This window comes from Veillonella sp. 3627 (assembly GCF_003992195.1).
In the GTDB taxonomy this organism is placed as follows: domain Bacteria; phylum Bacillota; class Negativicutes; order Veillonellales; family Veillonellaceae; genus F0422.
The window spans coordinates 152241-178575 of record NZ_RQVG01000001.1; the positions used below are offsets into that span (position 1 = coordinate 152241).

The 26335-nt window shown below is 37.9% G+C and carries 23 protein-coding genes and 1 riboswitch; all 23 genes read right to left on the minus strand.

Features of this window, described 5'->3' with window-relative positions:
• Positions 1-13: 13 nt before the first annotated feature.
• A riboswitch (TPP riboswitch) is annotated at positions 14-122 on the minus strand.
• Positions 123-398: 276 nt separating this feature from the next.
• A complete protein-coding gene (locus EO114_RS00720; protein WP_127060910.1) occupies positions 399-818 on the minus strand; it encodes a hypothetical protein in 420 nt (139 codons plus the stop codon).
• A gap of 9 nt (positions 819-827) precedes the next feature.
• Positions 828-1211, minus strand: a complete 384-nt coding sequence (locus tag EO114_RS00725) for a D-Ala-D-Ala carboxypeptidase family metallohydrolase (RefSeq protein ID WP_127010610.1) — start codon at positions 1209-1211, stop codon at positions 828-830.
• Between the two features lie 10 nt (positions 1212-1221).
• Positions 1222-1758 (minus strand): hypothetical protein, encoded by a 537-nt coding sequence (locus EO114_RS00730; RefSeq protein WP_240629043.1) that lies wholly within the window; start codon positions 1756-1758, stop codon positions 1222-1224.
• A gap of 95 nt (positions 1759-1853) precedes the next feature.
• On the minus strand, positions 1854-2000 hold the full coding sequence (locus tag EO114_RS07825; protein WP_164723729.1) for a hypothetical protein: 147 nt from the start codon (positions 1998-2000) through the stop codon (positions 1854-1856).
• Entirely contained in the window at positions 2001-2399 is a 399-nt protein-coding gene (locus EO114_RS00735; RefSeq protein ID WP_127060912.1) for a hypothetical protein, read from the minus strand.
• 11 nt (positions 2400-2410) lie between these two features.
• On the minus strand, positions 2411-4690 hold the full coding sequence (locus EO114_RS00740) for a pyocin knob domain-containing protein (protein ID WP_127060914.1): 2280 nt from the start codon (positions 4688-4690) through the stop codon (positions 2411-2413).
• Positions 4691-4757: 67 nt separating this feature from the next.
• The gene (locus tag EO114_RS00745; protein ID WP_127060916.1) at positions 4758-12698 is read right to left on the minus strand and encodes a RapH N-terminal domain-containing protein; all 7941 of its coding nucleotides are present in this window, start codon (positions 12696-12698) and stop codon (positions 4758-4760) included.
• Positions 12699-12727: 29 nt separating this feature from the next.
• Positions 12728-14860, minus strand: coding sequence for a lytic transglycosylase domain-containing protein (locus tag EO114_RS00750; protein ID WP_127060918.1), 2133 nt, complete (start codon positions 14858-14860; stop codon positions 12728-12730).
• Positions 14861-14862: 2 nt separating this feature from the next.
• Positions 14863-15573 carry a hypothetical protein gene (locus EO114_RS00755; RefSeq protein WP_127060920.1) on the minus strand — a complete coding sequence of 237 codons (711 nt, stop codon included), beginning with the start codon at positions 15571-15573 and terminating at the stop codon, positions 14863-14865.
• A 7-nt stretch (positions 15574-15580) separates the two neighbouring features.
• Positions 15581-16084 (minus strand): hypothetical protein, encoded by a 504-nt coding sequence (locus EO114_RS00760; protein WP_127060922.1) that lies wholly within the window; start codon positions 16082-16084, stop codon positions 15581-15583.
• Positions 16053-18407, minus strand: coding sequence for a hypothetical protein (locus EO114_RS00765; RefSeq protein WP_127060924.1), 2355 nt, complete (start codon positions 18405-18407; stop codon positions 16053-16055). Before EO114_RS00765 ends, EO114_RS00760 begins: the two co-directional genes overlap by 32 nt.
• Positions 18404-19027 (minus strand): hypothetical protein, encoded by a 624-nt coding sequence (locus tag EO114_RS00770; RefSeq protein ID WP_127060926.1) that lies wholly within the window; start codon positions 19025-19027, stop codon positions 18404-18406. The genes EO114_RS00765 and EO114_RS00770 overlap by 4 nt, the downstream gene beginning before the upstream one ends.
• A gap of 57 nt (positions 19028-19084) precedes the next feature.
• Positions 19085-19507 (minus strand): hypothetical protein, encoded by a 423-nt coding sequence (locus EO114_RS00775; RefSeq protein WP_127060928.1) that lies wholly within the window; start codon positions 19505-19507, stop codon positions 19085-19087.
• Between the two features lie 17 nt (positions 19508-19524).
• A complete protein-coding gene (locus EO114_RS00780) occupies positions 19525-20547 on the minus strand; it encodes a major capsid protein (protein ID WP_127060930.1) in 1023 nt (340 codons plus the stop codon).
• 14 nt (positions 20548-20561) lie between these two features.
• On the minus strand, positions 20562-21185 hold the full coding sequence (locus EO114_RS00785; RefSeq protein ID WP_127060932.1) for a hypothetical protein: 624 nt from the start codon (positions 21183-21185) through the stop codon (positions 20562-20564).
• The gene (locus EO114_RS00790) at positions 21178-21534 is read right to left on the minus strand and encodes a hypothetical protein (protein WP_127010636.1); all 357 of its coding nucleotides are present in this window, start codon (positions 21532-21534) and stop codon (positions 21178-21180) included. The genes EO114_RS00785 and EO114_RS00790 overlap by 8 nt, the downstream gene beginning before the upstream one ends.
• Entirely contained in the window at positions 21531-23258 is a 1728-nt protein-coding gene (locus tag EO114_RS00795; protein ID WP_127060935.1) for a portal protein, read from the minus strand. Before EO114_RS00795 ends, EO114_RS00790 begins: the two co-directional genes overlap by 4 nt.
• A gap of 9 nt (positions 23259-23267) precedes the next feature.
• A complete protein-coding gene (locus tag EO114_RS00800; RefSeq protein ID WP_127010640.1) occupies positions 23268-23477 on the minus strand; it encodes a hypothetical protein in 210 nt (69 codons plus the stop codon).
• Positions 23478-23500: 23 nt separating this feature from the next.
• Entirely contained in the window at positions 23501-24844 is a 1344-nt protein-coding gene (locus EO114_RS00805) for a hypothetical protein (RefSeq protein ID WP_164723730.1), read from the minus strand.
• The gene (locus EO114_RS00810; RefSeq protein ID WP_127060941.1) at positions 24831-25235 is read right to left on the minus strand and encodes a terminase small subunit; all 405 of its coding nucleotides are present in this window, start codon (positions 25233-25235) and stop codon (positions 24831-24833) included. The genes EO114_RS00805 and EO114_RS00810 overlap by 14 nt, the downstream gene beginning before the upstream one ends.
• 174 nt (positions 25236-25409) lie before the next feature.
• The gene (locus EO114_RS00815) at positions 25410-25844 is read right to left on the minus strand and encodes a hypothetical protein (protein WP_127060943.1); all 435 of its coding nucleotides are present in this window, start codon (positions 25842-25844) and stop codon (positions 25410-25412) included.
• A gap of 18 nt (positions 25845-25862) precedes the next feature.
• Positions 25863-26057 carry a Lar family restriction alleviation protein gene (locus EO114_RS00820; RefSeq protein WP_127060945.1) on the minus strand — a complete coding sequence of 65 codons (195 nt, stop codon included), beginning with the start codon at positions 26055-26057 and terminating at the stop codon, positions 25863-25865.
• Complete coding sequence (locus EO114_RS00825; RefSeq protein ID WP_127060947.1) at positions 26035-26328, minus strand: hypothetical protein; 294 nt, start codon at positions 26326-26328, stop codon at positions 26035-26037. The genes EO114_RS00820 and EO114_RS00825 overlap by 23 nt, the downstream gene beginning before the upstream one ends.
• Positions 26329-26335 lie beyond the last annotated feature (7 nt).

A 26335-nucleotide genomic window follows, 5' to 3' on the forward strand; every position in this document is an offset into this window, starting at 1 on the left:
TTACATCGATACCCACATATGTCAGCGTGCTTCCTACGCGGGCATGATCCCGATCAGGTCAAAAGGTCAGGTACTTCATAGTCCTTTCTCAGCCTATTACATAGGCTCCCTTGCAAATCTAAAATATTTACTTGCTTATAGTATATCATGAAATGGTGGATTTTTATAGAAAATTATTCTTCCTCATCCATGATGGCATTATGATACACATAACGCATATATTGCTATAAACCTTTGGTATTAAGCCATTCTTGTAAAAAAGGTTGTGCAACGGTTGTGCAACCGTTCCCAAAAACAGTTTTTATTGATAACGTTATAAATTGTTTTTTATACGTTACCGAAACATTTTATAGGCTAGTCCACCTAATAAAAGCACCTCAATAAATCGGTGCTTTTGACTATTTTTCTTGTACTTCTTTATTTCTTCCTTCTGCTCTTCTAAGTATAGATTGGCTTTCTCCAATGAGATTTGCTGCTCTGTCAATTTCTGCTCTTGTAGATTTAATTTCTCCTTGGATGCTCTCAACTGCTCCCTCTGTTCTTCTAGTAGCTGCTTCGCTTCTAGTAATGCTACTTTCGATTCGTTCGTTGATAACTTCGCTACGTTCAACTGCATCTCTAACCTCTCGATTGAGTTTGCTTGCTTCTTGTTGATTGTATTGAGCTCGTCTAAGTTCTTGCTGAGCATCTTGTATTCGCTTTGTGTTAATGTCACTCCCTGTTCCGCAAATGTATAGCAGGGCACAGATAATAGTACCAAAGCCACTAGCAAGCATAATCGTGTGTTTCTTAATCCATGAAAGAATAGTTCCATACATTTCAACCTCCTAATATTGCTCCCATTCCGCATCATAACCTCGGACATCAATGTGTACAAATTGTAGTCCATAATATCTGCCAACACCATCTGCACCACACTCTTTTGCAATATCTGCTAATTCATCAACACTAATATCGTCCACTGTAATGTCAGCAGCTGTTCCTAATACATGTTGAGAGTTAGGCACTCCACCTACCTCACGATTGTGGTCTTCACAACGGTATCCACTTTCGATATATACTGGTCGTCCTACACGTTCTCGGATTTTATCCAATACATCTACTAAACGTTTGTCAATAATATGATCCAACACATTTTTCCCATCTACTACATTATGTCGATGACATTTGCAGGCAAACTCATAATCCTCAAAATAATTTCCAATTTTCATATATGTCTCCTTATAACTTAAATTTGAACTTACTTTCAATCATGTCTCTGATGGTATCTAAAAACTTTCCCATCATTACATTTCCACCATCACGCATATTTTCTAGTACACTCAAAAATTCTGCTGAGGCTAAATATAACCAAACTAAATTAACTACAAAGGCTTCTTTCCCTGCCATAAAATCAAAGCACCAACCTATGGCTGTAGCAAATACATATGTCATTACCTTTGTCACAAAGGGTTTTCTCATATGTTTAGATGAAATTAATCCCTTTTCAAACGCAGGAATGATTGCTATATACTTATCCCAAGCAGATATACTTTCTTTGTCTGCTCCCGCTTCTACTAACATCTGATAGGCAATCGCTCCCCATCTAGTCAGCAAATCAAATAAAACTAATAAAATAAACACGCCCAGTACTTGAACGTGCTTTAAATTCATTAGCCATATAGCGGCACTACCTATAAGGGATAGTCCCACCTTTATAATCCACGACTCTACTAGAATATCTCGTAGAGATTCTAAAAATCCCATATCGAATACCATTTTACCTTTTAATACACCTAAACAATAAAACTTATCAGATCTGGTTTATCTCTAGCTCTGTTCATAATCACTCCTACCATCTCTCTTGAACAATATTATTCCTCTTTTTTGTCTTCCATATTCATTAAATCGTTGTGAATGCATCCCTCAGTAGGGCAAGTACCGTCTTGATTGAGTGTAGCATAACACCATTCACAAAAATGCATTACGGGAATATCTGAGTGTACTTCGTAATTATCCATTTACTTTACCTCCTTAATCTTTGCAATCATTTCTTGTGTAAGTTTTTTATACTGCTCTTGTAAATCAGCTACACTAGCACCACTTAATGTACGTCTTGCTAGCGTTTGTTCTAATGTTTCAAAACGTTTGTCATAGTAGGCTTTAATTTCTGCAATATGTTCTGCTTTAGTAGGTACTACGGGTTCGGGTACATAGTCAATAAAGTTACTGTTGATGTAGCATTTATTGTTATAAAATTCATTTTGTATATCTTGATTACCTACTAGATATGTATGGTTCGGATATTGCATTTTAGCAAAATTTAATACTGATTCTTCTGTGTCTCCATGTAATCCTACTAAGTAGGTAGTTACTCGGAGACCTTTTTCATCTAAGACAAAAATATATTTATTCTCCATATAAACCTCCTTTAAACACCTATCGCCATATATATAACAGTACGCCGTGAATTTTGTGTTCCAATGACTTCAGAAATTGTGACTGATGTTATATCTAGCTTTTTTGTTTGAACACTTGCTAGCCACTTATCGGAACGTGGATTAATGTGGCTGTAAAATATTCCAAAACATTTTTTTCTAAATGCAATTGGGAAGGTTGCTGTATATTGTGCTTCTCCCGTTGAATGTGTTATGCGTATATATCCAAATTGTATGATTACTGTATTTTCCCCTTGACCAATTAAGATATATCCTTCATCATCTCCGGTATATTTTACTTGTACATTTAACGTTTGCCCTGTGCTTCCACCTACATCACTTAATAATTCTTTTACCACTGCTAGTGTAGGAGCAAGGCTTGTATTTGTATCTGCCTTATTTGTTGTTAAAAGCTTTAAAACTGTTGTCACATCGCCTTTTGTAATATTTAAGCCTTCATTATGTCTTGTTATATCGGTAACGGTTGCATCATAATCGCCATGATAATGCCATGCACCCCATGCGTTATAGAACGTTCGATAGCAGATATTACAAGGTTTGTTATTCGCACCATAGGAGTAGAATAATTGCGTAATCTTATTAGTATCACTTTTAATAACCTGTACTACACCGTAATAGTAAACCCGTGTAGCATTAGGTGCATTTCTCCACCCCCACATGCTTGCGGTTGCTTCATACATACCAGTATCTGTGAGATTATTCCAATCGTTGATACCCGTAGGCATAGGCTTCATACTCATGTATTTGTTAAGATTATGTGCAGTGGAGTCTATATTATGTTCACTAATTTTAGTGGCAATAGAATTATTTATATCACTTACCTTTCTCTTCTCCTCTTCAATAGATGTTTGTAATGGATAAATTAATTCACGCCCAATATCGTTTTTAATAGCTCCTTTTAAGGGTGCAATCAATTCACGATTTATATCATTTTTTATATTCGTTTGAATCGTTTGTAGCTCACCTTTTGTCACCCAGTTAGTTGTTTTGCTTTGTAGATCTGTTTGTGTTACACAATTTCCAATTTTACTTTGAAATTCTTCTTTTGTTACCCAATTATTAATTTTACTTTGTAGATCTTCTTGCGTTACCCAGTTACCAGTTTTGGCGGCTCCAGCTTTGTTGGCCCATTCCTTGGCTTTCTGCACCTCTGATGTAGCACTAGACACATATCCTTGCATATCTCTTACAATAGTGGCAGCATAACTTTTATATTCCTGTAATAGCTGATTCACAGTATCTCTCATTGATTCAGCTTCTCTATTCTTATCCAGAATCGATTGTTGCATGCTTTGAATCCCATTAGATATACCCTTTACTTCTTCTATAGCTTGTTCTAAATTGTGTGCATGACCTTCTGCAGCACTTGCCTTTTCAATAACACTTGCTTTTAATTGATTAATCTCTTCTTTAGTAGCTATAGTAGAGGATTGTATATTACGTAATTCTGCTATGGAGTTTTCCATAGTTCCGACATAACCCTTTATTTCTCGTGCTTTAGTTTCTACAGCTCCTACACCTTGTAAGATATCACTATTTTTAAGTCGCTTTGTAATGTCACTTTCTACTTGTTCTAAGCTTTGTAACACTGTCTGCTCTGTAGATCGTATTTCTTGCTTTGCTCTCTCCTTTAGTGTTTCAGTATCTCTTTCTAAACGACTAAGTTTTTCTTTAATTTCCCCATGCATCGTCAGTGATTCTCTATGAATCCCATCTATTTGCTCTTTAATTCTATCAATATTAGCTTTAGTAGATGTGACTTCACTTGTAATACGTTCCACTCCATCAAATGGATTCTCTACAAGTTCAATTGCATTTCTTTCACGGTTGATACGTAAATAGGCGTTTCCTATTTGTGTCGGAATTACAGTATCAAACTGTTCTGATAACACTTGTAGTGGAATACCTTTATGATGACTACCTAATTCCTGTATCATACGAACAATCTTATCTAATTGCCCTTGTAATGCTGTATAAATTGGTTCATTAGGCAACTGTAATGTATTATTCCGTGGAGTTTCCCTAGTAAGCAATACACTTTCATTCCTTGCCAGTGGAGTACCATTCTTTGGATATGTATATTGCTTAGTAGTAGAATTAAACTCAAAATTTGTAGAAATTCGTTTTGTTTTCCCATTACTAATTACGTAACCTACAATGTCCTCTTTCCTTGTGAACGAGTACGGGTATGCAAAGGTCTTATTCTGACCATCCCCTTCGTACATGATACTCACTCTTTCATCATTAACCATATGTGTCTCCTTTCTACTGTACCTTTGAATATAAAAGGAGCTACCCACGATAGATAGCTCCTAATTACTATTTTCTTTTTTCCTCACGACTTCGAAGATTCTTATCAAATGCAATGGCAGTGATTAAATCCCTTAGTGTAGCTTCTGTATTAGAAAATGACCATTTTGCCAGTGTCCAAAAACCATCGGTAAAGGTATCACTAAACCCTGTGAGTCGATTGCTCACCTGGCTTGTTGACCGCATCACATCAATCCAAGATTTTTTACTGCTTTTCACATTTCTATACAACTCTAATAATTTTGGCATTAGACTAAGTGCAACAGTTTCATTTCCTTTGCTCATACTCGGTTTTCCCATAGCCATATCCATAGCCAAGGAAACTCCATCTCTAAGTATTGGAAAACCTACAAATGATCCAGTCACAACAGACGATAACATTTTCTTTAAAAGGCTTTCTGCATCATCGTCATCACCAGACCAGGTAGACCGTAACAAAGCCTCCGACATATTCTGTAATACTACCCAAAATAAGATATGGTTAAACAGTTTCATATAGTCTTGTTTGTCCACAGCTGCATAACCACCTTCTACCAATGCATTTAAAACTGTATTGGCATACGTATAAAACGGTGTAAAAAGAGCTACTAGGCTATTTTTCTTTCGTTGTAACTCTACAGAGTCTTTCGTATCCCCTGAACCAAACACTCTACGAACCTGTCTATCCGCAGCTGAAATAGCTTCCGCTTCAATATATTCTTGATCCAGTCCCTTAGGCAATAACTCTGCTACTTTCTGTTCATACGCAAACTTCCATAACGGCATAGACAACATTAAATCTGTTTCAGTGATAAATACATATCCATACCGACTAATCGTATCTCGCACCTCTTTTGTCATGTGCTTGGTTTCAGATATTCTTCGCCCAATGTCACTATTAGGAAAGAAGGTCATACCTTTACCGCCAATGCTTAACCCTTCATGTAAATCATGATCTAGCGTATGTATACGCTCACGTAAAAAGATACTTCGCTCCATAACAAATTTTCGGTTTGATACATACCTATCGGACAATGGGTATCCCATAAACTCTGTAAGAGCTCGGATTGTATTTAGTAAGCCAATTTCTTTTGTCATCGGAATCACGTTCAATACATTAAGTAAGGCTGTACTCGTCCTATAGGACATAATAGCCATAGATGTATTTCGTCTTAAATCTTGCAATACTCTATCTAACCGTGAAGATTTACTAATCTCACTCTGCCAATTATCTCGTACCCAAGTCTTCAACATTTGTAATGTTTCTACACCTGTAGTACGAACAATATAGTCACTGAGTGCCCGATTATTTAATAAACGATTCACATCCGTAGCCGCTTCACGCATGCTAATATGGTTAATCGCTTCATCAATAGCACGAGGAATTACATCAAAGGATAGTAGTAGCTTTTTCCCTTTCACTAACTGTACACGACTTTTGGTGGCACTCATACCCATACCCCATACAGCGCTAGATGACATTTGCGATTTTATAATATCTTCTACTTCATAATCCTTAGCAGCGCCATCTACAGTCGGATCATATACGATAGGATAATATTGTCCACGAATCTTACGTCCATTAATGGTGAAAGTCACACCTCTTTCTTTATGCATAGGTGAACCATATAATCGCTCTTGAACGGCGCTACGTTCTGCATAATAAGAATTAATGAGTTCCCAAGTTTTCTCTACAAAATCCCAATCCTTGGCATCTAGAAACTCACTAAATGCTTTATCTATTAGAACTTCTGCTTCTTCCTGGTCACTTAACCCTACCGTTTCAATAACACGTTGCCGATTATTTTTTGTTCCCCAGTTTAAAGCCAAGGCTAATACCTGCTCTTTAGTCATGCTATACACAGTACCAATGTTATACATACGTTCTGTTCTGATATGAAATAGTTCTTTTTTCCCGTATACTTTCATTACTTGTTGTAAATTACGAGTGGCATCTTCTAACATCTCCTTGCCTTTTACAGTGGCTCTATTAATTGGTTCGTAGATATATCGATTCCATACACCAGCCTTATCATCATCGTAGCGACGAAGTATAGTTTCTACTTTTACCAGGCTTAACATATACCCAGAGAATGTATCTTGTAACCGTCCAAAGAATCCTTGTTGATTGGCTTGCGTTAGTAAATCCTTAGTATTTGATTGTAATCGCTTACTGCCTTCAATGATGAGTTCTGCTCCTGCATCTTCAAAAGAGATACTTTCGCCTTGTTCATTTAGGATACTTACACCTTCATACTGTTGTGCACCTTGTGTGTAAACTGCTTTTAGTAATTGCCCCATATCTAGTAATTGGTCAAACGTTAACTGTTTCCATGATTTTGGCTTTTCTAGTAGCTCCATAATCCATGGGTCTAACGTCATCTTGGTTTCCGCTTTATCCTGGAACTCCGCATCAGGATCTAGCAACAATAGTACGTCTCCGATATTAAACCCTTTAGATGGTTCTATGCCATCACGATTGACTAAATTTAATTGATACATCATATGTTGAATAAAGTATCTAGCAGAAGAGTGAATCCGTTTAGGTGATTTAGGTCGTGAAATGCTTTGGTACTTTTTCTTTAAATCCCTTTCTAACGTTTCCACCTCACGTAAATTATCATAGGCTGCACGTGCCATGGCTTGATAATATAACTGCTGTTGCTTATGATGAAAGGCTTCATCCATTTGCCCCTTTGAAATAGCAATATCTGCCTTTCTTGCAGAGCTAGCACTTTTATTTTGGTACGTTTTAAATGAAGTAGCCTGTGGGATTGTCATAGTTCGCAAGGCATTATGGGCTTTCTCCATCATATCTTCTGTACTCCATAAGGATAACCCACGTAAGGCTCTCATATTACTAATCCCTGTTTGTAATTCTTCTTGCAGTTTTTTTATTTCTTGACTTTGCTGTGCTGAATCTCTTCCTTGTAATTTCCAAACTTTCTTTTGTACCTTATCATCCTTTATAGCAGATGCTACACGTTCAATAGAGGATGGATCATTGACATCGATATCTCCTAAAGCGCTAATAAGCTCAAAATGTTTTGCTACTGCTTTATTAGTATCTTTACGAATGGCTTCCGCTTCATATGCAGTAATTCGTTGCATTCCCTCTGTGGTAAGCAAATACTCTTCTGCAATCTTTTTAACCGCTTCATAATCATGTGTAAATCGCTCTACTTCTTCACGCTTAGATTGTATCTCCTTAGCAACCACTTCCTTCATAGATCCTATACCATCGTTAAGTTCCCCGTCTATAAGAGCCTGTTCGCTATGGTACGGTGTCCCTTCTAATCCAGCTACACCAAAGGCATCAAAACGTACTCTTGCTTGATACACTGGATATTGTTCTACTAATTGTCGCTGTAACATTTCTTCCAACTCAGGAATAGATGCTTCAAACTCTTCTAATTTTGTATTGGACAATTCTTTCATATACGTAGTCAGCACTTTTTCTTTTGCTTTTTCTCGAATGCGATCGAGTTTTTCTTGCCATTCTACTTGCTTTTCTTCTGTAAAAGATTGATATAGCCCCGTTCTTTCAAAGCTATCTAATCCCTGCTGTGTGATATAGGAATTGATATCCTCTTCTGTTGCAAGCATACGTGCCATGACATCTTGCACCTCTTTAGGTGGTAATCCACCTAGGAGTGTTACACTTTTATATAAAGCACTGAGCCATTCTTTAAAACGACGGAATATACGTTCCAATACTTTTGTTGGTGCTTTTCCTTCACGAATATAGGCCTCAAAACCTGTAGCGAATTTCTCATGTGCAGCCGTATTATTAGCGCTTTCTGTATCTGACCATCCACTCCACTCTTTAATGGTATTCCAATCCTCTACCACTTGTTTAGGGGCATCATCCATTGTGGCAAGCATACGCAAGTCTTCTAAAAAGAGATGACCACTTTCATGGATAAAGGTAGAAAAATTAGCGGCATCGAATAATTGTATGAGCCGTTTACTACCAAGTTCTTCTGGATATACTGTGGTTAATCCTCTGTATTTCGAACTTTCCTCAGCTTGATAATATCTATTTTGTTGCGCTGCACGTGCTTTATCTAAATCTTCACTTGTCAACACTTTTTCATTGCTTTTTTGTAAATGTTGTTCTATAATAAGGGCTATGTTAGACCAACTTGTCCTGGTTGGGGCCCTTCTTGCCCCGTTGCCCGATAAGTTGGTCTTTTTTTGTACATCTTCTTCAAAATTTCCCTTGCTATTTTCTGTATCCTGCTGTATACTTGAGTCATAAATAGACCAACTTGTCCTGGTTGGGGCGTAACTTGCCCCGTTGCCCGATAGGTTGGTCTTTTTTTTGCCATAATATAACAATGAATGATATTTTAAACTATTTGAATACCAACTTAAAGTTCCTCTACCAAAAATAGATTTGATTCGGTTAACTGTTATTTTTCGTTTCTCTACATCAAATACTAGAGGGATCTGTATAATTTCCCCCTGTTTATCCGCAATATCAACTACAACAATAACTTGATTGTCAATGTATTCTCGTTTTTCTCCATCATAGTTTCTAAATATTGCCACAGGATTAGCAATGGCTCTAGGTAAATCTTTTAACACTTCCGTATCAATAGAATCTGCATGTTTTCCCTTTAACACCTTCGCTAATACAGAAGGTGTTATTTCTATATCATGCGCTGAAAAGCCTAACATTTGTAACACAATCGGTGTACTCATGAGTCTAACGTCTCTGTTTTGTATTTCCCCATCTTTATAGTGATCCATTACAGAGTTCCAGGCAATACTATCTTGTTCTAGTCTTACTTCCCATTCAGGTCGGCTATCCTTAAGAGCGCCCATAGTATCATCTGCCTTTTGTGCATAGTAGTTAGGATTACCTTCCTCATCAATATAGTTATTACCCTCATAATCCTTGACATCTTTCAGCATATCTCGTATAGTAAATGTATTAAAAAGAGAGCTCGCTCCATTTATCTTGCCATCGTGCAAGTGAGGGGTGCTCTCTTTTTTTGTTGGTATAATCGAATATAAATCTATCTTTGTAGGATTAAGGGTAATTTCATTTTGTTGTTCTTCCCCAACAATTTTCATGGTATATACATAATTACCAACCCTCATAGGCACATAAAAATAATGATAGTTTTCTACCTTACCTTTTTCTATATTTTTATCCTTTTTCTGATTCTTAATAGATTCTATCAGAACACTACTTTTAACGAGTTCATCAAGTGTAAGTAGACTTATATCAAATGCTTTTTTCATTTGATTTCCTTTAATTTGATTCCACACTAAATGGCGACGTTTGAGACTATTAGGGATCCCTAATACAGCTTTATTATCTGCACTTAATTTTCCCTCTTTAAACGTATTCTTTAGTTGCTCTATGATACTCTTTTTATCGAGGTTCAAATTATTCTTATTAAAGAGTGGAGTAACGTCGATAATTCTAATTGGAGTGTCTACATCCACATCATTATTTATAGGTTGTGCGTATCCACTTCCTGCCACTTCTCTTGCATTAGCTTCTATTTGAATACGTTCCATATAATCTTTGGCTGTAAAGTGACCGTATCCAGCTTTCTTCATAATATTGGCCATGACATCTGCATGCATTGCCATCACTAAGGCACCCTCTTTTGCTTGACTAGCAACAGCAGGGTTGCCTTTTTTTAATTCTCCTACTAAATCTTTATAGATTTGGTATCCTTCGTCAGATAAGTTAGAGCGAACATGGACATCACTATCTGCAATTTTGAACAAAGTATCTTTGATACTATCCATAGCTTCTAGGTCTTGTAATGCTTCTTCCATTTCCTTATAACGATTCATGGCGGTTTCCATAGCACTATCACTTATGACATCAGCATACTCTTGGGATAGTTGTTTTTTACCATGCTCAAAGGCAATCCGTCTACGGTCCTTATAGCTGGGTGCTCGATGGTGCATAGCTACATGGTCATCATACCACTTAGGTTTAGGACCTTCCTTATCATACTCCAATGCCTTGTGCTCATCATGATAGGTCTCTCGATAGGTTTCTTCCATTTGGTTATACATATCATTAAAGGCCTGTTTAATATGATACGGATCACTCGATACAACCATTTCAGCTAGGGTTCTTTCTCTATCACTATGATTTGAGAACTCCTTCATGATATCTTCCTTTACGGCTTCCATCTTTTTAGCATGCTCTCCTGCAAAATGTTCTTGATAGGCTTTCGCCCCTTTGACCGCTTGCTCTATACTTGCTACAGACATGCCACCTTCTGTATAAAATGTAGCCTTTTCCAAAGCTTTAACTGTATCCTCTGTTATTTCTGTGTTAAGCTGTGCAAATTGGCTAATAGGTACTGGTAAAGCTGCTTCATGTTCAATGGCTTTTGTAGCTTCTTCTCGTGTCACAATTCCAGAATTAATTAAACTTTGAATCGCTTCTTGCCCCTGCTGGGTATCTACTAACTCGTGAGCATTAATATATACAGTACCAATTCCTTGCTTATCTGCTGTAGCTTGAATAGTCTTAGCAAATAACTCAGGGTTCTTTTTTGCCAATGGGTTCACTTGACTTTCTTTAATTAGCGCACTGACTACTTGATTACCTCTCTGATTGATATCAGACTGTACCACCATGTCTTGTTGCTCAGGACTCAACCTATGAAAGGCTCTAAACTGATGTATGGTGTGTGCTGTACCACCAAGTCCACCTAATACACCAAGACCAACAACGGCTGGCACTGCATCTATCATGGCATTAATAGATCCTATACCGATATCTGCTAAACTATAATGCACATCCCCTTGTTTGCCCCACAGATTGGTCTGTACCTTATCATTGATATCCTGTAAGCCTTCTTCTAGTAACTCACTAGCACCAGATTTTAATCCAGCTTTGAAAGATTCTTTGGCAGTGGTAATAGCACCCTCTTTCATAATGGCAGTTTTACTTTGGTTTTCTATCATCTTAGTCAATACAGATACACCAGGCTTAACTGCTTTGATTGACTTTACAGCCAATCCTAGTCCTACCATCTCAATCGCTGCATCAGGAAGAGAAAATACCGATGCACGAATCTTAGCTTCCTCATTACTATAAATTTGATTACCATTGGCATCTTTTTTATCCATTAAATCTAAATATTTCTGACCAAATGACATTTTTTGAATTTCGCTACCCAGTCCCAACCTAAACCCAAGACCAAATCCACTAATAGCCCCTGGAATAGCCCCTGCTCCACCAGCCATAGCACCTGCAGTAGCCCCTAATGTAGCCCCTGCTGTCCCCTCTATCATGGCAGCAGACGCAATTTGTCGCCCCATAATTACGCCTTGTTGCGCTGTGGCGCCTGCAATGGATTCTATCCAATTACTTCCTTCTGTTCTATATTGACTAAGGTTATTTTGTAATCGTTCAATCTCATGGTTAATTTCCACAATTTTGTTAGGATCTGTTTCGTAAGCCAAATCTCTACCTTGTTTGGCTAGTAATAATTGGTCATTACCACTCCATATGCCTTGTTGGATAGAATCCCATATGCCTCGTGTTTGACGAACATTTTCTGTATTCTTTAATAGCTCTATAGCTTCTGCTTCACTACTGTATTGAATATTAGAAAACTCTGGATACTCAGCTTTAAAAGCTTCCATATCATTTAAAGTATTTTTTCTAATACTCATTTCCCTAGCTCGTTCAATGACATCATGTCCACCATTAATAAGCACATTAGGTGAGATGTCTAATGTTTTACCTATCTCTATGGCATCTTGTGACCAGTCCGCATCATTATAGGCTATCTTTCTATATGCCTTGGATAATGTGCTATTAGAGTTTTCAAATAAACTATCTAGACGATCTCCAAAAGACATATTCCTTTCTTTTTCATCATCTACATGAACAAAGTCTTTTACATATTTAGGGTTATCATATATTATGAAACCACCTTTTCTGACATCTTCAGCTGTTATACGTTTGTTTTCTGTCATTATACCTCTCCCTCATAGCTATTAGATTCTCAATTGAAATCATGTTCTCGTTTCCATGTATCAACATCAATGGAACGTATAATTTGTCCATCTTTCATAATGCTTACATATTGTCCACCATCATCACCTGGTCCAATATTTATGCTATCACCTCCATATTGTCTAGCCAGTGTTTGTGATATTGTTCCAGTAGTATTAACCCACCAATTTCTCTGTATTGTAAATGTCCTCTTACGAACTGCCTCTACTAAAGTATCTACCATTTCCTCATCTGACGGATAATGTCCAGTTTCAGAATAAACTTTAGTTCTATATGCAGCTCCTACTTCAGAAGCCCCTATCCATAAAGCATTCATATCTTTGTTTGAATACCCTAGCCTATCTTGAACTACGGACTTATATTGCCCTACGGCTGCACTAAATCTTCCTGTCCCTTTTGAACGATCTTCTAATGCAGAATACGCTTTATGATAAAATTCATTGCTAAAAGATACCCCTGAGTTTTTTATTAAATTCATGACTTCTTGAGAGCTTTGACCTTGATATATTGCCTCCATTATCATAGCTTCATTAGCTGGTCCCGCCCTTAATGCAGCTGCATCTCTTCTTTTTTGTTCATTACTATAGCCTTCTATAGTACTTATCAATGCAACCTTAACATCAGGTGAATCATTAGTTTGTGACTCAAGTATATTCGCTATCTCACCTGGTGAGTAACCAGTTTGTTCCATTTGATGCGCCATTAGTCTTAAATCTTTAACTTTCTTTCGTACCTCTTCTTCATGTTCTCGTTTTATTTTAGCTTGTATTTGTGTAAACCTTTGCTCTGCTTTTGCAAGAAAATCTGCCTTTTCGCCGTCTGTCATGGTGTGACTATTTGTAATTCTAGCTATTGTAGATTTTACATAATTTCGAATTGATGTGCCTCCGCCATTATCCTCTTTATCCCAAGAGTAGTGATTTCCATTGCCATCGATGGCATCTGGTTCTCCATTCACCCAACGTATGGCATTTTGTTCTCCTGCGAACCACGCCACCAATGCGCCTTCCGCACCATATTTATTAAAATACCCACCTAGTACATGACGTACCACTTTCATGTAAGCATCTTGGTCTGTAATTGGTTTGTCTCCAACTCCTGCTTGTTTTGACCATTCTGGCCAATTCTCTGGCATAATTTGGAACAAACCATATGCACCTGATTTATTATTAACTGCGGTGGGATCTCCTCCACTTTCTTGCCCTTGTACTGCATTTAAGAATGAATCTAAACTCATATTACCTGTTCTCAATGGGTTTTCTTTTTCCAGCATATACGAAGCTGCTTTTTTTGGATCATTGTTATTTTTTGCTAGAACATCTCTTAGATGAACTTCATCTTCTAGTACAGCATTAACCTTAAACTCTTTCGCCGCTTCTTCAAACTTTTTATACTTTTCCGGCATCATTCCTGCATCTTTTGCCACTTCAATAATTCCATCGATTGCTTGATTGTTCTTTTCAGTGCCTGCTACATGTAATACGCCTTGTAAAAGCTCTTCTGTAGCTTTATCCTTTCTAGCACGTACTGCTTCTTCACCTTCATAGCCATACATCTCATCAATCTTTTTATAAACGTTATCTAATTGGCTTTTAACAATATCCATCTTGGTATATCCTAACTGTGCCACTTTTGCTGAACTTGTAATAAAGTTTGCTACAGATACATCTCTATACTTATCACCTTGTTCACGCTCATGACTCTCCATTTTTGTATTATTCTGTAACCACGATTGGTCTGCATGTTGTAAAAACCCTTGCTGTGAACGTTTAAACTGTAATTTTGAAGATATGTCCTCACGTATCTTTGCTTCCTCTTGACGAAAGCGCTCTGCAGAATTAGCGGCATCTTGTAATGTCGTATAGGCAAGTCCTGTTTTGTCGTTGTACATAAGGTCAGCAATGCGGTTATTATAATCGGTTTCCGCATTCATTTGTTGCAGTTTCATTTCAGTATCTATATTTTTTAACTGCACATTATACAGATCATTCACACCTTTTTGAAAGGCTTGTAGACCACTAGCAATTTGCCCACCATAAGCTTCTATACTTCCGCTTCCTTGCAATCCACCACTAGGACCTGTATTCGGTTTAACTTGCTCATTATATGATTCTAATCTCATAGTTATCTCCACCAATTCTTAACGCTTGAGATATGGTCTAAGTAGTTAGGCTTAACTGCTCCCATACCTACCGCCTTATTGCTTATAATTCCTTTCGGTGTAGTAAAGTTACTAAACATACTATCAGCCGATGTAAAACCATAAGGATTAGCATTGCCACTTGCCCCTGGGCTAAATGTTCTTGTAGGACTCAAATACCTACTTATTGGGTTTTCTACCCTTCCATAATCGCCTAAATACGATTGTACTGAGGCAGCTGTACTCAATAGGGTGCCTAGCATTTTCATTCTTCCTGCTTGCTTTGCACTTTGTATTCCTGCATACGCATTAGCAGCTTGATTCCTATAATTCCATGTTTGTAATGCTTGTGAATCTACATCGTTTCTTTGGTTCTGTAAAAGTTGTAAACTATCCGCTACATACGAATCATGGCTACTATCCATCACATCCTTTACAGATCCCGTAGACATGAGACTAGAGGCACCCGCTTCATTTCTATTTTGACCTAATGCTAATCGCATTTTCTCCGTAAGTTTCTTTTGCTCACGTCCTGCATTATCAGCAATTTGTTCTGCTTTTCGTTCACTCATCTTTGTATTGTATTCTGCTAATTTAGCTTGATTTTCGTACATAGCTACTTGTGCTTTAGTTTCTGCTTTAGCCCCCATCATGCCACTAATCGCTTGTATCCCCAGCATTGCTAATGGATGCATGCACATATCATTCACTTCCTTTCTTTGGCAATGTAAACAATAGGAATCCTTCTGGCAAATTAACTCCCTCTATAAATGTAGCTCCTAGCCACCGTAACCAACGTATAGAGCCTGTATTATCCTTGGAGATACAATTCCACAAGGATCCTTGCTGTTGCCATTCATTAATAATTCGTTTACTTTCCTCTAGGAAATAACGTTGGCAATATTTACTTTCCTGTAATCGGTGACTTCCTAAAAACCATATACAGTATCCTAACCCTGTATGGTACTCATCTCCTATTCCATAGGCCCATATAGGCGACTCTACTCCATCTATACATTCGTATTCTATCCACCATTGCGCACTGCATGCTGTAGATAATAAAAGTCCATGAGTAGCATTATCTGCTCCCATAGCCATGCATTCTATAACATCAATTGTTCGTAAACGTTTCGCTAATTCTACTAAGTCACCTAAGAGTCTCTTATCATTCGCCTTACCACTGCGTTTTATTATTGTACCTTGCAAGTGTACCTCCTCCGATAGAAACATCCCTTACAACAGATAATAAGTTAAAAGGAAATGGATCATCATGTAAGATACATACACTCGCATCTGTGGCAAATCCTTTCCCCTGTGTTGGGATATTAATATTTACATCCCCTGTATACATAGTGTTACCATTTTGTATAAGACTGGCATCCCCAATTAAATCCATTCCTCGGTTAAATGTAACACCCACTTTTCCTCCTCTACTATTTCGAAGGCGTAATATCATACTATTAGTTCGTACCGTCCTAGATTGGAGTGTACCATCTTTCATATCCATGTACACTTGTGGTAGTACAATTTTACACTCAATAGGAATACCGATAGTGATATCTTTTGCCACATAAGGCAGTATCACCGTGCCATCTTGACGTACTTGCACCTGGTGTACATCAGAATAATTGAGTAATAGAACTACATCCATTCCTTTGAGGTGTTCTACATGTATACTAGTTTGAGTATTATTTGTAATGGCAAGTGCGCAATCTAACGTAGTATAGCTAGATACATCCTTACTATCTACTGGACTATCTAATCGTTCAATGTATCGTTTTTCTTGTCCTAATACGGTCCGCTTCACTACGGCATACACACTATCTTCATTACCATTTGCTACAGAACAAATCGTTTCAAATAATCCACCTTTCGTTTCATGGTGAGCCCAGCCAGTAACATCTTGCTCTCTAATGATTGTCAAAGCAATTAGCTTTCCATCGTCACGTACATAATACAAAATACTATCTGGTTGTTGTGCAAACGTACTATCTAATAAACTATGCTGATTTACTAAATGTTTGGCCAATAATGTTAAATCAATTCCGTTATAGTTATCTGATTCATAAGTATATCCCATATCACGTACAGAAGAAGACCTCTTTTGCACATAAATTAGTCGATTCCCTATATATTGTGGGTCACAGTTTGATGCCCCATGTTGAGTCTGTGAACGTGGTACTACCTTGGATGGTTTGATGGCTTCTGAACCACTGATAATCCATTCGTTACCATCAGTTAGTACAATTAAATCTTGTGCTGATATCATATGTACAATATTAAACGCAGCACGACTTATAAGTCCTAATGTAATAGCACTATCATCCGTAACATTCCCATCTGCTTTTTCTACTTCGAAATTAGGGTAATCACCTGTACGACTAAACCACAACTTATAAGGATTTGATTTTGATCCACCTAATACCAGTCTATCTTGGAAAAATGTACTCATTCTAGGATAACCTACTTCTTTTCCCCAAGATGAAAGCTGCCATTCTGATGTTTCCGTTTCTTTCCCTACAGGTTTTAATACTTTCACCTCCACTTCTGTAGGTGAAATGAATCGACTAATAACTACCATGCCATCTTGGTCATAGGGTTTTATTGTAAAATCAATAGATACATTGCCGCTAGTAATTTCGCTCAGTATTCGTAATTGTGTACCTCTATTAAAGCTACCCGTTTCAGTAACATTATAATCACCATTAGAACTATATTGACGATAGCTTTCCCACTCTGTATTCTCCGTACCATCCTTCTTTTGTATCGTAATAGTTCCGTACCAGGTACCATGAGTGACTATTTTCCACTCTTTATCTGTATCGTCTGCATAACTTCCAATATCCATAGATTCATATCCGGGTACTTCATACTCATGTCTATGCCAGAGACGCCGTTCACTAACATACTCAGTTCTACCTGTCATCTTTTTTATTTCAGCTGGCATTCGATGCTTAATCTTAATGACTTGTCCTACCATGCCCTCTGTAAACATGGCCTTAGTAGATATCACTTTGTTACTAGAAGGTATATATTTTATTTTATGAGTTCTATCTGTATTCATATCGTCAAATGGTGGTGCTACTAAATTAAATAGCTTAAATTCCCATTGATTACCAATTTTTTGCAACACATAAATAGGATGGAAACCACTGCAAATAAAGAATGTATCTGCTGACTGATTAAAATCCAACTCATTCAATAGCGATTCTTCAAAAGGTGTTGTTAGTTCTATGCCTGTATAAATATCGTTTTTCCATATACGAATATATAAGTGTCCTACTTCTAAAAAGATAGGTTCAGGATATACAAATCGTATGAGCCTCACTTTGCGATTAGGATACTTTGTTTCTCCAATAAACCTTGTTCCATTCCGCTTGCAAATACTCCCATAAGGACGTATGATGCAGTTTTTTGCCATCAATACAGCACTTCTGTATTTATCTAAATCACTTCGGTTTTCTATCTCTGGTGATATTTCTCCGGTTGTAAAAGAGTGCTGTACTACATACATATTACCTGTACTCATGTTGCTCTCCTTGACTCGATGTATCCTACTGGCAGTTCTAAATCAAATTGGCGTTCAGAGGCAACAATATTTTTAGCTTCTAGTAAGGCTCCTTGATAAATTTGGAACTGCGCTCGATACATTTCCATATTCCCTACTAGAGATTGTGCTAAACTTGCTGCCAGGAATCTTGTAAGCGCTTCAACGAAAATAGGTGGGAATATATCAGGATCACTTACATCAAATACATAATCTACATAGGCTCTTTGTATATTAGTTCCAATCGCCTTTGTACTGGTGTCTAGGTTAAACACTTCGTAGTTAGGTATATCTTTTACACTGTAACTCGTATACAGTCCATTCCGTATTTCAGTATCTTGTATAATTCGATAGATTCGTAAAGCGTGCTCTGGATATAAATATGTGTGTCTATATCCACCTGTATAGGTTTCAACCTGTATGTTTGCCAATGGCTCCACACGTCTTGCAAATCCCCACATATATTGAGATAACACTAATCTTCTAGCATGATGATAGTATTGATTGCAGATACGTGCCGTTTCATTGTCATCATCTAAACTCGTAATAAGTCCCTCTCCTATATGTGAAAGAGCCATATTACAGAGGTCTGTTTCCGTCATATTGTACCTCTTTCTATATATGAAAAGGACTACCCGAAGGTAGCCCTGTAGTTTATCTTATCGTAAATCAATATCTGGTGTTAAGGTAGCAAACAATACATTAGAGTTAATCGTTGAACTAGACGTTACTTTCAACTGTACATACCGCTTCAAGCCATATGGCAATAAGACCGTCAACTTAGAACCCTTTTTAGCATCTAATTTATACGTTCCTAATACTGTTGGGCTTGTAATCGTTACATTCGGCGGCTGTTGACCTGCCACACGTTTCTTCAACAACGTAGATGATGCAGAATCACTCGTTTGTAATTCAACCGTCAATTGCCCAGAGGTACCTTTTAAATTATTCATTGCCAAATATAACTGATTATAGGCATCACCTGTTTTCACAGTATCTACTACATCAGAATAAATGGTTGTTCCCGTTGAATTATAGCTTTCTTCACCAGGGAAAAATGTATTTTCAAAATCTGTAATCATTGTAATACCTCCTTGACCTATACATTGGCGATTGGGTCTTCATCTGTACGAAGTACATCACAAGCTTTTACTTCAATACCTGCTACATAAAGTTTTGGCATTTCACCCATAACCTCTTGACGTGTTACATGAATATTGTTTTTATCCGTTAATGCTATTTCTAATGCTGTTTTAATCTCCTGTGGTACATATGCCACTGGTTTAATACGTCCACTATCTAAATTACGAAGACGACCCTTCGCATAAATAAAGGATTCAATAAATTTTTGACGTTGAGATGCTGTGGCACTAGCCAATTGGCTAACATCAATATTACGAATAGCAGCTACACGGCGTGGGTCTGCTACCGTAAGCCCTACATCCCAACTAAATAACGTTTCTACTACTCGGAATTTATTTCCTTCAAAATCAACCGCATCAGTTTCACCTAAATCTTTTTTAGTTAATCCTGCTTTAGATCCTCTAGGATAAATCCCCATGACACCATCATCACCATGACATACAATCCAAACGGAGCCACACTTACCAGCTACAGTACCACCCATATTAACATTTTGGTATCCATAGTGTGTCTTATCTGTAGATAACACATTATATCGTTTAGCTAACCCATTAAACTCGCCCACATTGATATCTGTATCGCCGTAGAACAACATACTTGCCACGGTTTGACCAAAGCCTTCAATATGTGCTGCATCTTCTGTTTGTCGAAAACGCATTGGATCATTAGATAACATAAGCAACTTTACATCTACACTAGAACGGTCTTCAAGCATTGCGGCCGTATCTGTTACTTGTCTAGTGCTAGATTTGGTATTTGGCACACCACGGTTAATCGCACGTACGTGAGGGTTTGGCAATGCTGTGCGTTGTGTTGTTAAGTTACCAGTAGGTAAGTTACCCTCTTTGAAACGTAAATCTTGCATGATAGGATTAGCTTGGTTTAACACCTCAATAATGCTATCAATTCCATCTTTAGAACCTTTATACCGTTTATGTAAATCCATTAACGTCAATGCTTCTGTACCAAATGTTGGCATATTTCATCACTCCTTTACTTCATTCGATATACATCAAAGTTTGTATTATCGTAAAAATTAACTCCAGATCCGCTTCCTTGTCCACTTAAACGGCCTGTATCTTCTGCTACTAGATCGCCAATCATGGCAAATGCCTTTACAAGGGCCACATTATTCCCAATGCCATTCACCATGAGCACCTCTCGCAGATTGGGAATATCCTTTTCTAGGTATTCAATACCCGCTCCTGCTTTAGCAATGGTGGTATCAAAATTGGAACCTAATTCCTTTACAGTTTCTTCTTTCCAACTTTCTGCTTGTGCCTCTTGTAATCCATCAATATGATTCAGTAAGGCATCTCCCATAGTTTGTAGATAGCCCATACCAAACTTAGCGATTTGCTCCGCACCTTCTTGAGATACACCAATGTTACGAAGAATTTCACCAAAGGCCTCCGCATTCTGCTCATCAATGCTTTCCCCTTCACCTAATAAACTGGTAAAGTCATATCTATCAGGTACTCCTGTAGTTTGTTCTGTCGTATTAGCAGTGTCCGCAGAATGTGTTGAGGTATCCGTTATACTATTTGTGTTATCATGAGTATCTTGTACCTCTGTATTTGGTTCTTGTGTCACTGTATTTGTGGATTCATTATCCATTTGACTCTCCCACCTTTCTTGTAATCAATTCATTAATACGCTCTTGATGTTGAATGTATTCTAGCTCCGCTAATTGCTTTTGCTCTATACCTTTTACACCAAGTAATGTAGCAATATTCTTTACTATATCTATGCCTACAGACCGTCTCCCTTCATTAAAGAATGATTGGGAATTGCCTGTAAAAGTTGTCTGCATGATACAGCATGTGTCTAGTAACCGCATGAGAAACCAACGCCCCTCTTCGGTACCCAATACAGCTTCTAACCCCTTGCGATCCCGATTCTGAATTTCCATCTGCCGAATCTCTCGAATAAGTTCATCTTTCTTCTTGACACCATACTCTATCATTCTTCACCACCTAATCCTGGCATACCTAGCCAATTTCCTACTACTGATTGATTAGTATTCGCTGCTTCCGCCATATCCTTTGTCGCTTTCGCTAGATTAGGGGCTTGTTCTAACATCTGTTGTTGTTGCATTTGTTCTTGTTGTGCCATCATCGCTTGCTGTTCTGCCTCTATCTTAGCTTGTGTTTCTTCATCGCTAAAAGACATCGCAGCAGGTGCACCTAAATACTTAAAGTATTCATTAACAAGTCCTATTGGGTTAATTTTTGCTTTCACCTCTGGATATACTTGCATCATGTTCATGGCAAAACCAAATGCTTGTTCGATAGTGGTTAAACCTGCCAATTTTTGCGCTTGTGCTAATGGAGACGTAAAGTCTACTTTAATTTCCTTATCTGATAACGTTTCTCTTAGTTCTTCTGGTATTGGTGGGAATATTTTCGCATCTGATAGAATAGCGTAGGTGCGTTCAATTACATTATTTAAAAACTCGTATTGTAATCTTTCAACTACAGGACCTAGTTGTTGTAACTTTTCCTGTGTTCGCTCCATGACCTCTCGTGCCGTCATTTGACCGCTATCTAGCTGTTCTAACATCAAGAATAGGTCTGCATTATAACATCGCTTAATATTCTCACGTGTTTCCATGACAATTTCACCTAATGGTCCCAATTGCATGTTTACATCAAACAAGGGCTTTACCACATCATTAGGGTTATCTGTGGTTGTAATTCCCCCTGGAATCAGATTCACATTGTACGCTAGCGAAGAGGATACTTGCATTGGCGGTTTTACCATTAACTCTACCGCTCGCAATCTATCACTCATCAAGGTTTGTAACATCTTTACATCATCATTGGCATACCACCCAGCACCAACTGCATAGGTTTCATTTCCTACTACTTGATACCTTGCTACACATACAGGAAAGGTGTTGAATCCACCTACTTCTAGAAAGGTTTCTTCCCCTTCTAGCCAATAATAGCTCCGATATTTCATATGCCGTTTACCGATTTTACCATTTACATAGTCCCGATTAGGTTCTACTAACCAATATACAGTGTATGTATCTGCACTGTATGTATGATTACGAAGTAAGTCTTGCATTCTAGGTGGTATAGATTCCACACTAAACTGTTCTGCAATCTGCATTAGGGTCATTGCCCGCTTCACAGTAAATGTATCTACGATACCATTACCACCTACACTCATGGCATAGGTGCCAATGGTAAACTGTTCTACACGGATCCCTGTTCGTGTATCTCTAAATATACCCATAGCAGCTTGCCCATAGGCTAATTCTTGATACGCTTGGTAACATCCTATATAGAAGTTACTCTTTCCAAAAATAGATTGCATAATCTCATGCCGTTGATCTAAGACGGCTGACATTTCATGATTTGCCTGTAATCCACTATTGGCCAATGTTAGTTTGAACCATTGTCTGCTTGGCGGTGTTAATCCACTCATAACTCCACTAGCAAAAATATCATTGCAATGTGATGCATAGCTATCTAACAAATGACTGGTATCATAATCAATGGCTTTCCCATTTTTGTCATTCAATTTACCTATGAAAGGTAACTGATATTTCTTAATTTCACGCCATACTTTTACATGTGATTGCTGTGCATCAAATAGATGCTCTACCTTTTGACTGACTTCTTTTGTATTGCCTAGCTCTTTAAATTTCGCTCCTGTTGGAGCTCTAGCCAATAAGCTCATAGAATCACCTTATCCTAATTTATTACGCCCTGCACTAGACAATAATGTATCTGTTGTACGAGTTGAGGAGAACCCACGTTTTTTACGTTGATTTTCTTTCGCCATCGTATCATCATCTACCTCATTATTTTCTACTGTAGGTGATGGTGCTGGAGGTTTAATCTCTGGCACCTCTGGCTGTTTAACTCCTAATAATTTTCCTACAAATCCACCACACATACTATCCACTCCTTTCCTTATTCTTAACCAAATGGATTATATTTTGTATTGGCCATTGGTGGTACTGCTTGCGCATACATGTCCTCTTGTGGCACTGTATACGCAAATGTAAGAGCTAAAGCATCACCTTTATCTGGCGAATGTCCTAATCGCTCTTTAATTTTGTCCTTACTTTCTAGTACAATACGTCCTCTGGTATCAAAACTATAGGTTGGTGTTGCTAGATCAGCTCGCAGTGAGCCATCATCTGGCAAACTTCCTCCTTGCTTTATCCATTGGGCCATTTCATACCACATTTCAGCACGTTTATTGACAAATCGTTCCGATTTCGATGCTTGGCTTCCAAATGGTACTTCGATAATGTGACGGTAACCCATCTGCCGTAGACGGTCTATTACCCCTTCACCTCGACCAGCATCTATAAAGACTGCCCTAGGCTTATGCTCTTGGATAAGCCCAGCCACAATATTAGCAATTTGCATGTTATCTAGTCCCTTGTACCGCAGTGGCTTATAGGCAACTAATCCCTTACGTATTGCAATTGTGGTTGCATCGTTACCAAAACGTGCAATATCTACCCCTAACACAAGCGGACTGTATTGAATATCTCGTGGTGCTACTGTCCGCTTCATGGCCATGTTAATATCATCAATACTCACCAATACATTTTCTGCACTAGCTGTGAAATCACAATATAGCTCCTGTCGAATAGCATTTTCTGTCATCTCGACCATCATTGCCTCTAATTCTTCTTTCGGTATGATCTGGCTATCATCAACTGTATACATACATGTATACCACCCCGAATTGGAATCTTCTTGTAATTTCTGTGCTTTTAAAAATAGTTCATAGAACCGATTTTGCCCTTTTGGTGTTCCTATAAATATAGCCCACCCAGTTCTATCAGATAAAGCTGGACGAATAATTTCATCAAACACTTCAGGTTTCATTTGGGCGTATTCATCTAGCACTACACCATCTAAATACAACCCACGTAAACTATCTGGATTATCTGCCCCTCGGATGTAAATTCTCGGTCCTGCACGACTCCTATGTTTAGTTGGTAACTCTACATACAATTCACTTTCATTTACCCGTATACCTGGTATGACACTGGTATAGAACTTCAAATATGACCAAGCAATTAGCTTAGCTTGCGTTCGTAGTGGTGCTACATACGCATATTGTGGTGATGGTAAATTGTTTTGTATAGCCATTTTTATCACATGGTTTATAGTAGCTACCGTTTTTCCAAACCTACGATGTGCGACAATCACATTAAAACGATGTGCTTCTATAGCTGGATGTATGAAATCTCTCCATAGGGGCCTTGGTGTGTATGGAATCGTTATGTTAATTCTCTTCACCTTGACTCTCCCATCCAATGGCTAATTGTATAGCACTTCCATCTTTTCCTGTTAATTCTGTTTTATCCACAGGTTTATACCCAGCTCTGTCTAAAAAGTCTTTTGCCACTGTAATTCTTTCTCGTGGTTTCGTCTTAGGATCCTTTAAGATGTTACACATCACTCGAAACGCTTCTTTTGCTTCAAATACAAAGGCTTCTCGTAACTCTCTATCCATATCATCCTTACAGACTTGTAAGTATGCCAACACTTCATTATCCTTCATAAGATTAGAGGCTTGTTGCTGAGCTGACTTTTCACTATAGCCTGCATTAATTGCTGCTTGTCTCATATTTTTACATTTTAATGCCATATATTCTTTGACAAATCGTTTCCGTTGCTCAGTTAACATACTTCCTCACCTCCTAGATTTGAAATATTTTGGCATGAAAAAAGCACATTCTTTAAAGACTATGTGCTAAAAGTCCTGATTTGATGTGTATCTATAATTATGTAATGAACGCCTTATGTAGGTTATACCCATCACATACTATTAATATATCACACTTTTTTTCGATTTTGTCGCCTACTTTTTTGATATTTTTAATACCCGATGTTCTACCATATATAACGACATAATTTGCAACAGTTCATTAATAGCTGCATAGTATACATCTCTTGTTAAACCCATTGCAATCATACAGTTAATAGATCGTTGTTTCCCATAATACTTACGTTCACATAACTCTCTGAGTACCGCATTCAGCTCACATTCACAAGACTCAACCGCTTCTACTAATCGTTCTGGATAATCAATGTGTATTCTTGCCTTACCGTCAACAATATACACCTCTCGTAGGGGCGTTATATTAGACACCGCTTCTTGTCCAGTAGGGTCTTGTATCCATCCACCTCCAGCTTTCTTTTTTACTGGATCTAACCTAGCTTGTAAAACAGCACGTTTTATATCTTGGTAGTGATACAAATACCACTCTACTTGCTTTTTTAGTTTTATATGCATTGAATCACCACCTTATCGTTATCTACTATTCCAAGCCTTTGCCGCGGCTAAATACTGTGGCTTATCTTCAAAGGATACAGTAGCACCACAAACATCACATACCACCATATTATGTCGTACTCCCGTGCCTACGCCAATCACTGTGCGCACCTCTGGGTTCCGACAAAATGGACATGGTGCCAACCCATTTTTATAGTTTGCCTTTTTCTTCATAGGTTCTCCTAGGTGATTCACTCTTAAGCCTTGCTTCACGAAATTTCTTTTGTTTTTCTATCATGCAAAGTCTTTCTTCCTCTGACATACGCCCATGATAGACGTTCTCACAAGGCTCCTCACTTAGCAAGTTATAGGCAATCGCCCTTTGTTGCGATACTCTGCTTGCTCTTTCATTCACTGCACGATTCGTCTTAGCACAGTTTGGGCAATAGATTTGTCTTGCAGAGCCATCAAAGAGTTTTTCACATCGCTTACATCGTTTTATCATCCTAGCA

Bases quoted from the DNA above. Each gene is read 5' to 3' on its own strand.
- EO114_RS00720 (WP_127060910.1), bottom strand. From the start codon at position 818: ATGTATGGAACTATTCTTTCATGGATTAAGAAACACACGATTATGCTT.
- EO114_RS00725 (WP_127010610.1), bottom strand. From the start codon at position 1,211: ATGAAAATTGGAAATTATTTTGAGGATTATGAGTTTGCCTGCAAATGT.
- EO114_RS00730 (WP_240629043.1), bottom strand. From the start codon at position 1,758: ATGGTATTCGATATGGGATTTTTAGAATCTCTACGAGATATTCTAGTA.
- EO114_RS07825 (WP_164723729.1), bottom strand. From the start codon at position 2,000: ATGGATAATTACGAAGTACACTCAGATATTCCCGTAATGCATTTTTGT.
- EO114_RS00735 (WP_127060912.1), bottom strand. From the start codon at position 2,399: ATGGAGAATAAATATATTTTTGTCTTAGATGAAAAAGGTCTCCGAGTA.
- EO114_RS00740 (WP_127060914.1), bottom strand. From the start codon at position 4,690: ATGGTTAATGATGAAAGAGTGAGTATCATGTACGAAGGGGATGGTCAG.
- EO114_RS00745 (WP_127060916.1), bottom strand. From the start codon at position 12,698: ATGACAGAAAACAAACGTATAACAGCTGAAGATGTCAGAAAAGGTGGT.
- EO114_RS00750 (WP_127060918.1), bottom strand. From the start codon at position 14,860: ATGAGATTAGAATCATATAATGAGCAAGTTAAACCGAATACAGGTCCT.
- EO114_RS00755 (WP_127060920.1), bottom strand. From the start codon at position 15,573: ATGCATCCATTAGCAATGCTGGGGATACAAGCGATTAGTGGCATGATG.
- EO114_RS00765 (WP_127060924.1), bottom strand. From the start codon at position 18,407: ATGAGTACAGGTAATATGTATGTAGTACAGCACTCTTTTACAACCGGA.
- EO114_RS00770 (WP_127060926.1), bottom strand. From the start codon at position 19,027: ATGACGGAAACAGACCTCTGTAATATGGCTCTTTCACATATAGGAGAG.
- EO114_RS00775 (WP_127060928.1), bottom strand. From the start codon at position 19,507: ATGATTACAGATTTTGAAAATACATTTTTCCCTGGTGAAGAAAGCTAT.
- EO114_RS00780 (WP_127060930.1), bottom strand. From the start codon at position 20,547: ATGCCAACATTTGGTACAGAAGCATTGACGTTAATGGATTTACATAAA.
- EO114_RS00785 (WP_127060932.1), bottom strand. From the start codon at position 21,185: ATGGATAATGAATCCACAAATACAGTGACACAAGAACCAAATACAGAG.
- EO114_RS00790 (WP_127010636.1), bottom strand. From the start codon at position 21,534: ATGATAGAGTATGGTGTCAAGAAGAAAGATGAACTTATTCGAGAGATT.
- EO114_RS00795 (WP_127060935.1), bottom strand. From the start codon at position 23,258: ATGAGCTTATTGGCTAGAGCTCCAACAGGAGCGAAATTTAAAGAGCTA.
- EO114_RS00800 (WP_127010640.1), bottom strand. From the start codon at position 23,477: ATGTGTGGTGGATTTGTAGGAAAATTATTAGGAGTTAAACAGCCAGAG.
- EO114_RS00810 (WP_127060941.1), bottom strand. From the start codon at position 25,235: ATGTTAACTGAGCAACGGAAACGATTTGTCAAAGAATATATGGCATTA.
- EO114_RS00815 (WP_127060943.1), bottom strand. From the start codon at position 25,844: ATGCATATAAAACTAAAAAAGCAAGTAGAGTGGTATTTGTATCACTAC.
- EO114_RS00820 (WP_127060945.1), bottom strand. From the start codon at position 26,057: ATGAAGAAAAAGGCAAACTATAAAAATGGGTTGGCACCATGTCCATTT.
- EO114_RS00825 (WP_127060947.1), bottom strand. From the start codon at position 26,328: ATGATAAAACGATGTAAGCGATGTGAAAAACTCTTTGATGGCTCTGCA.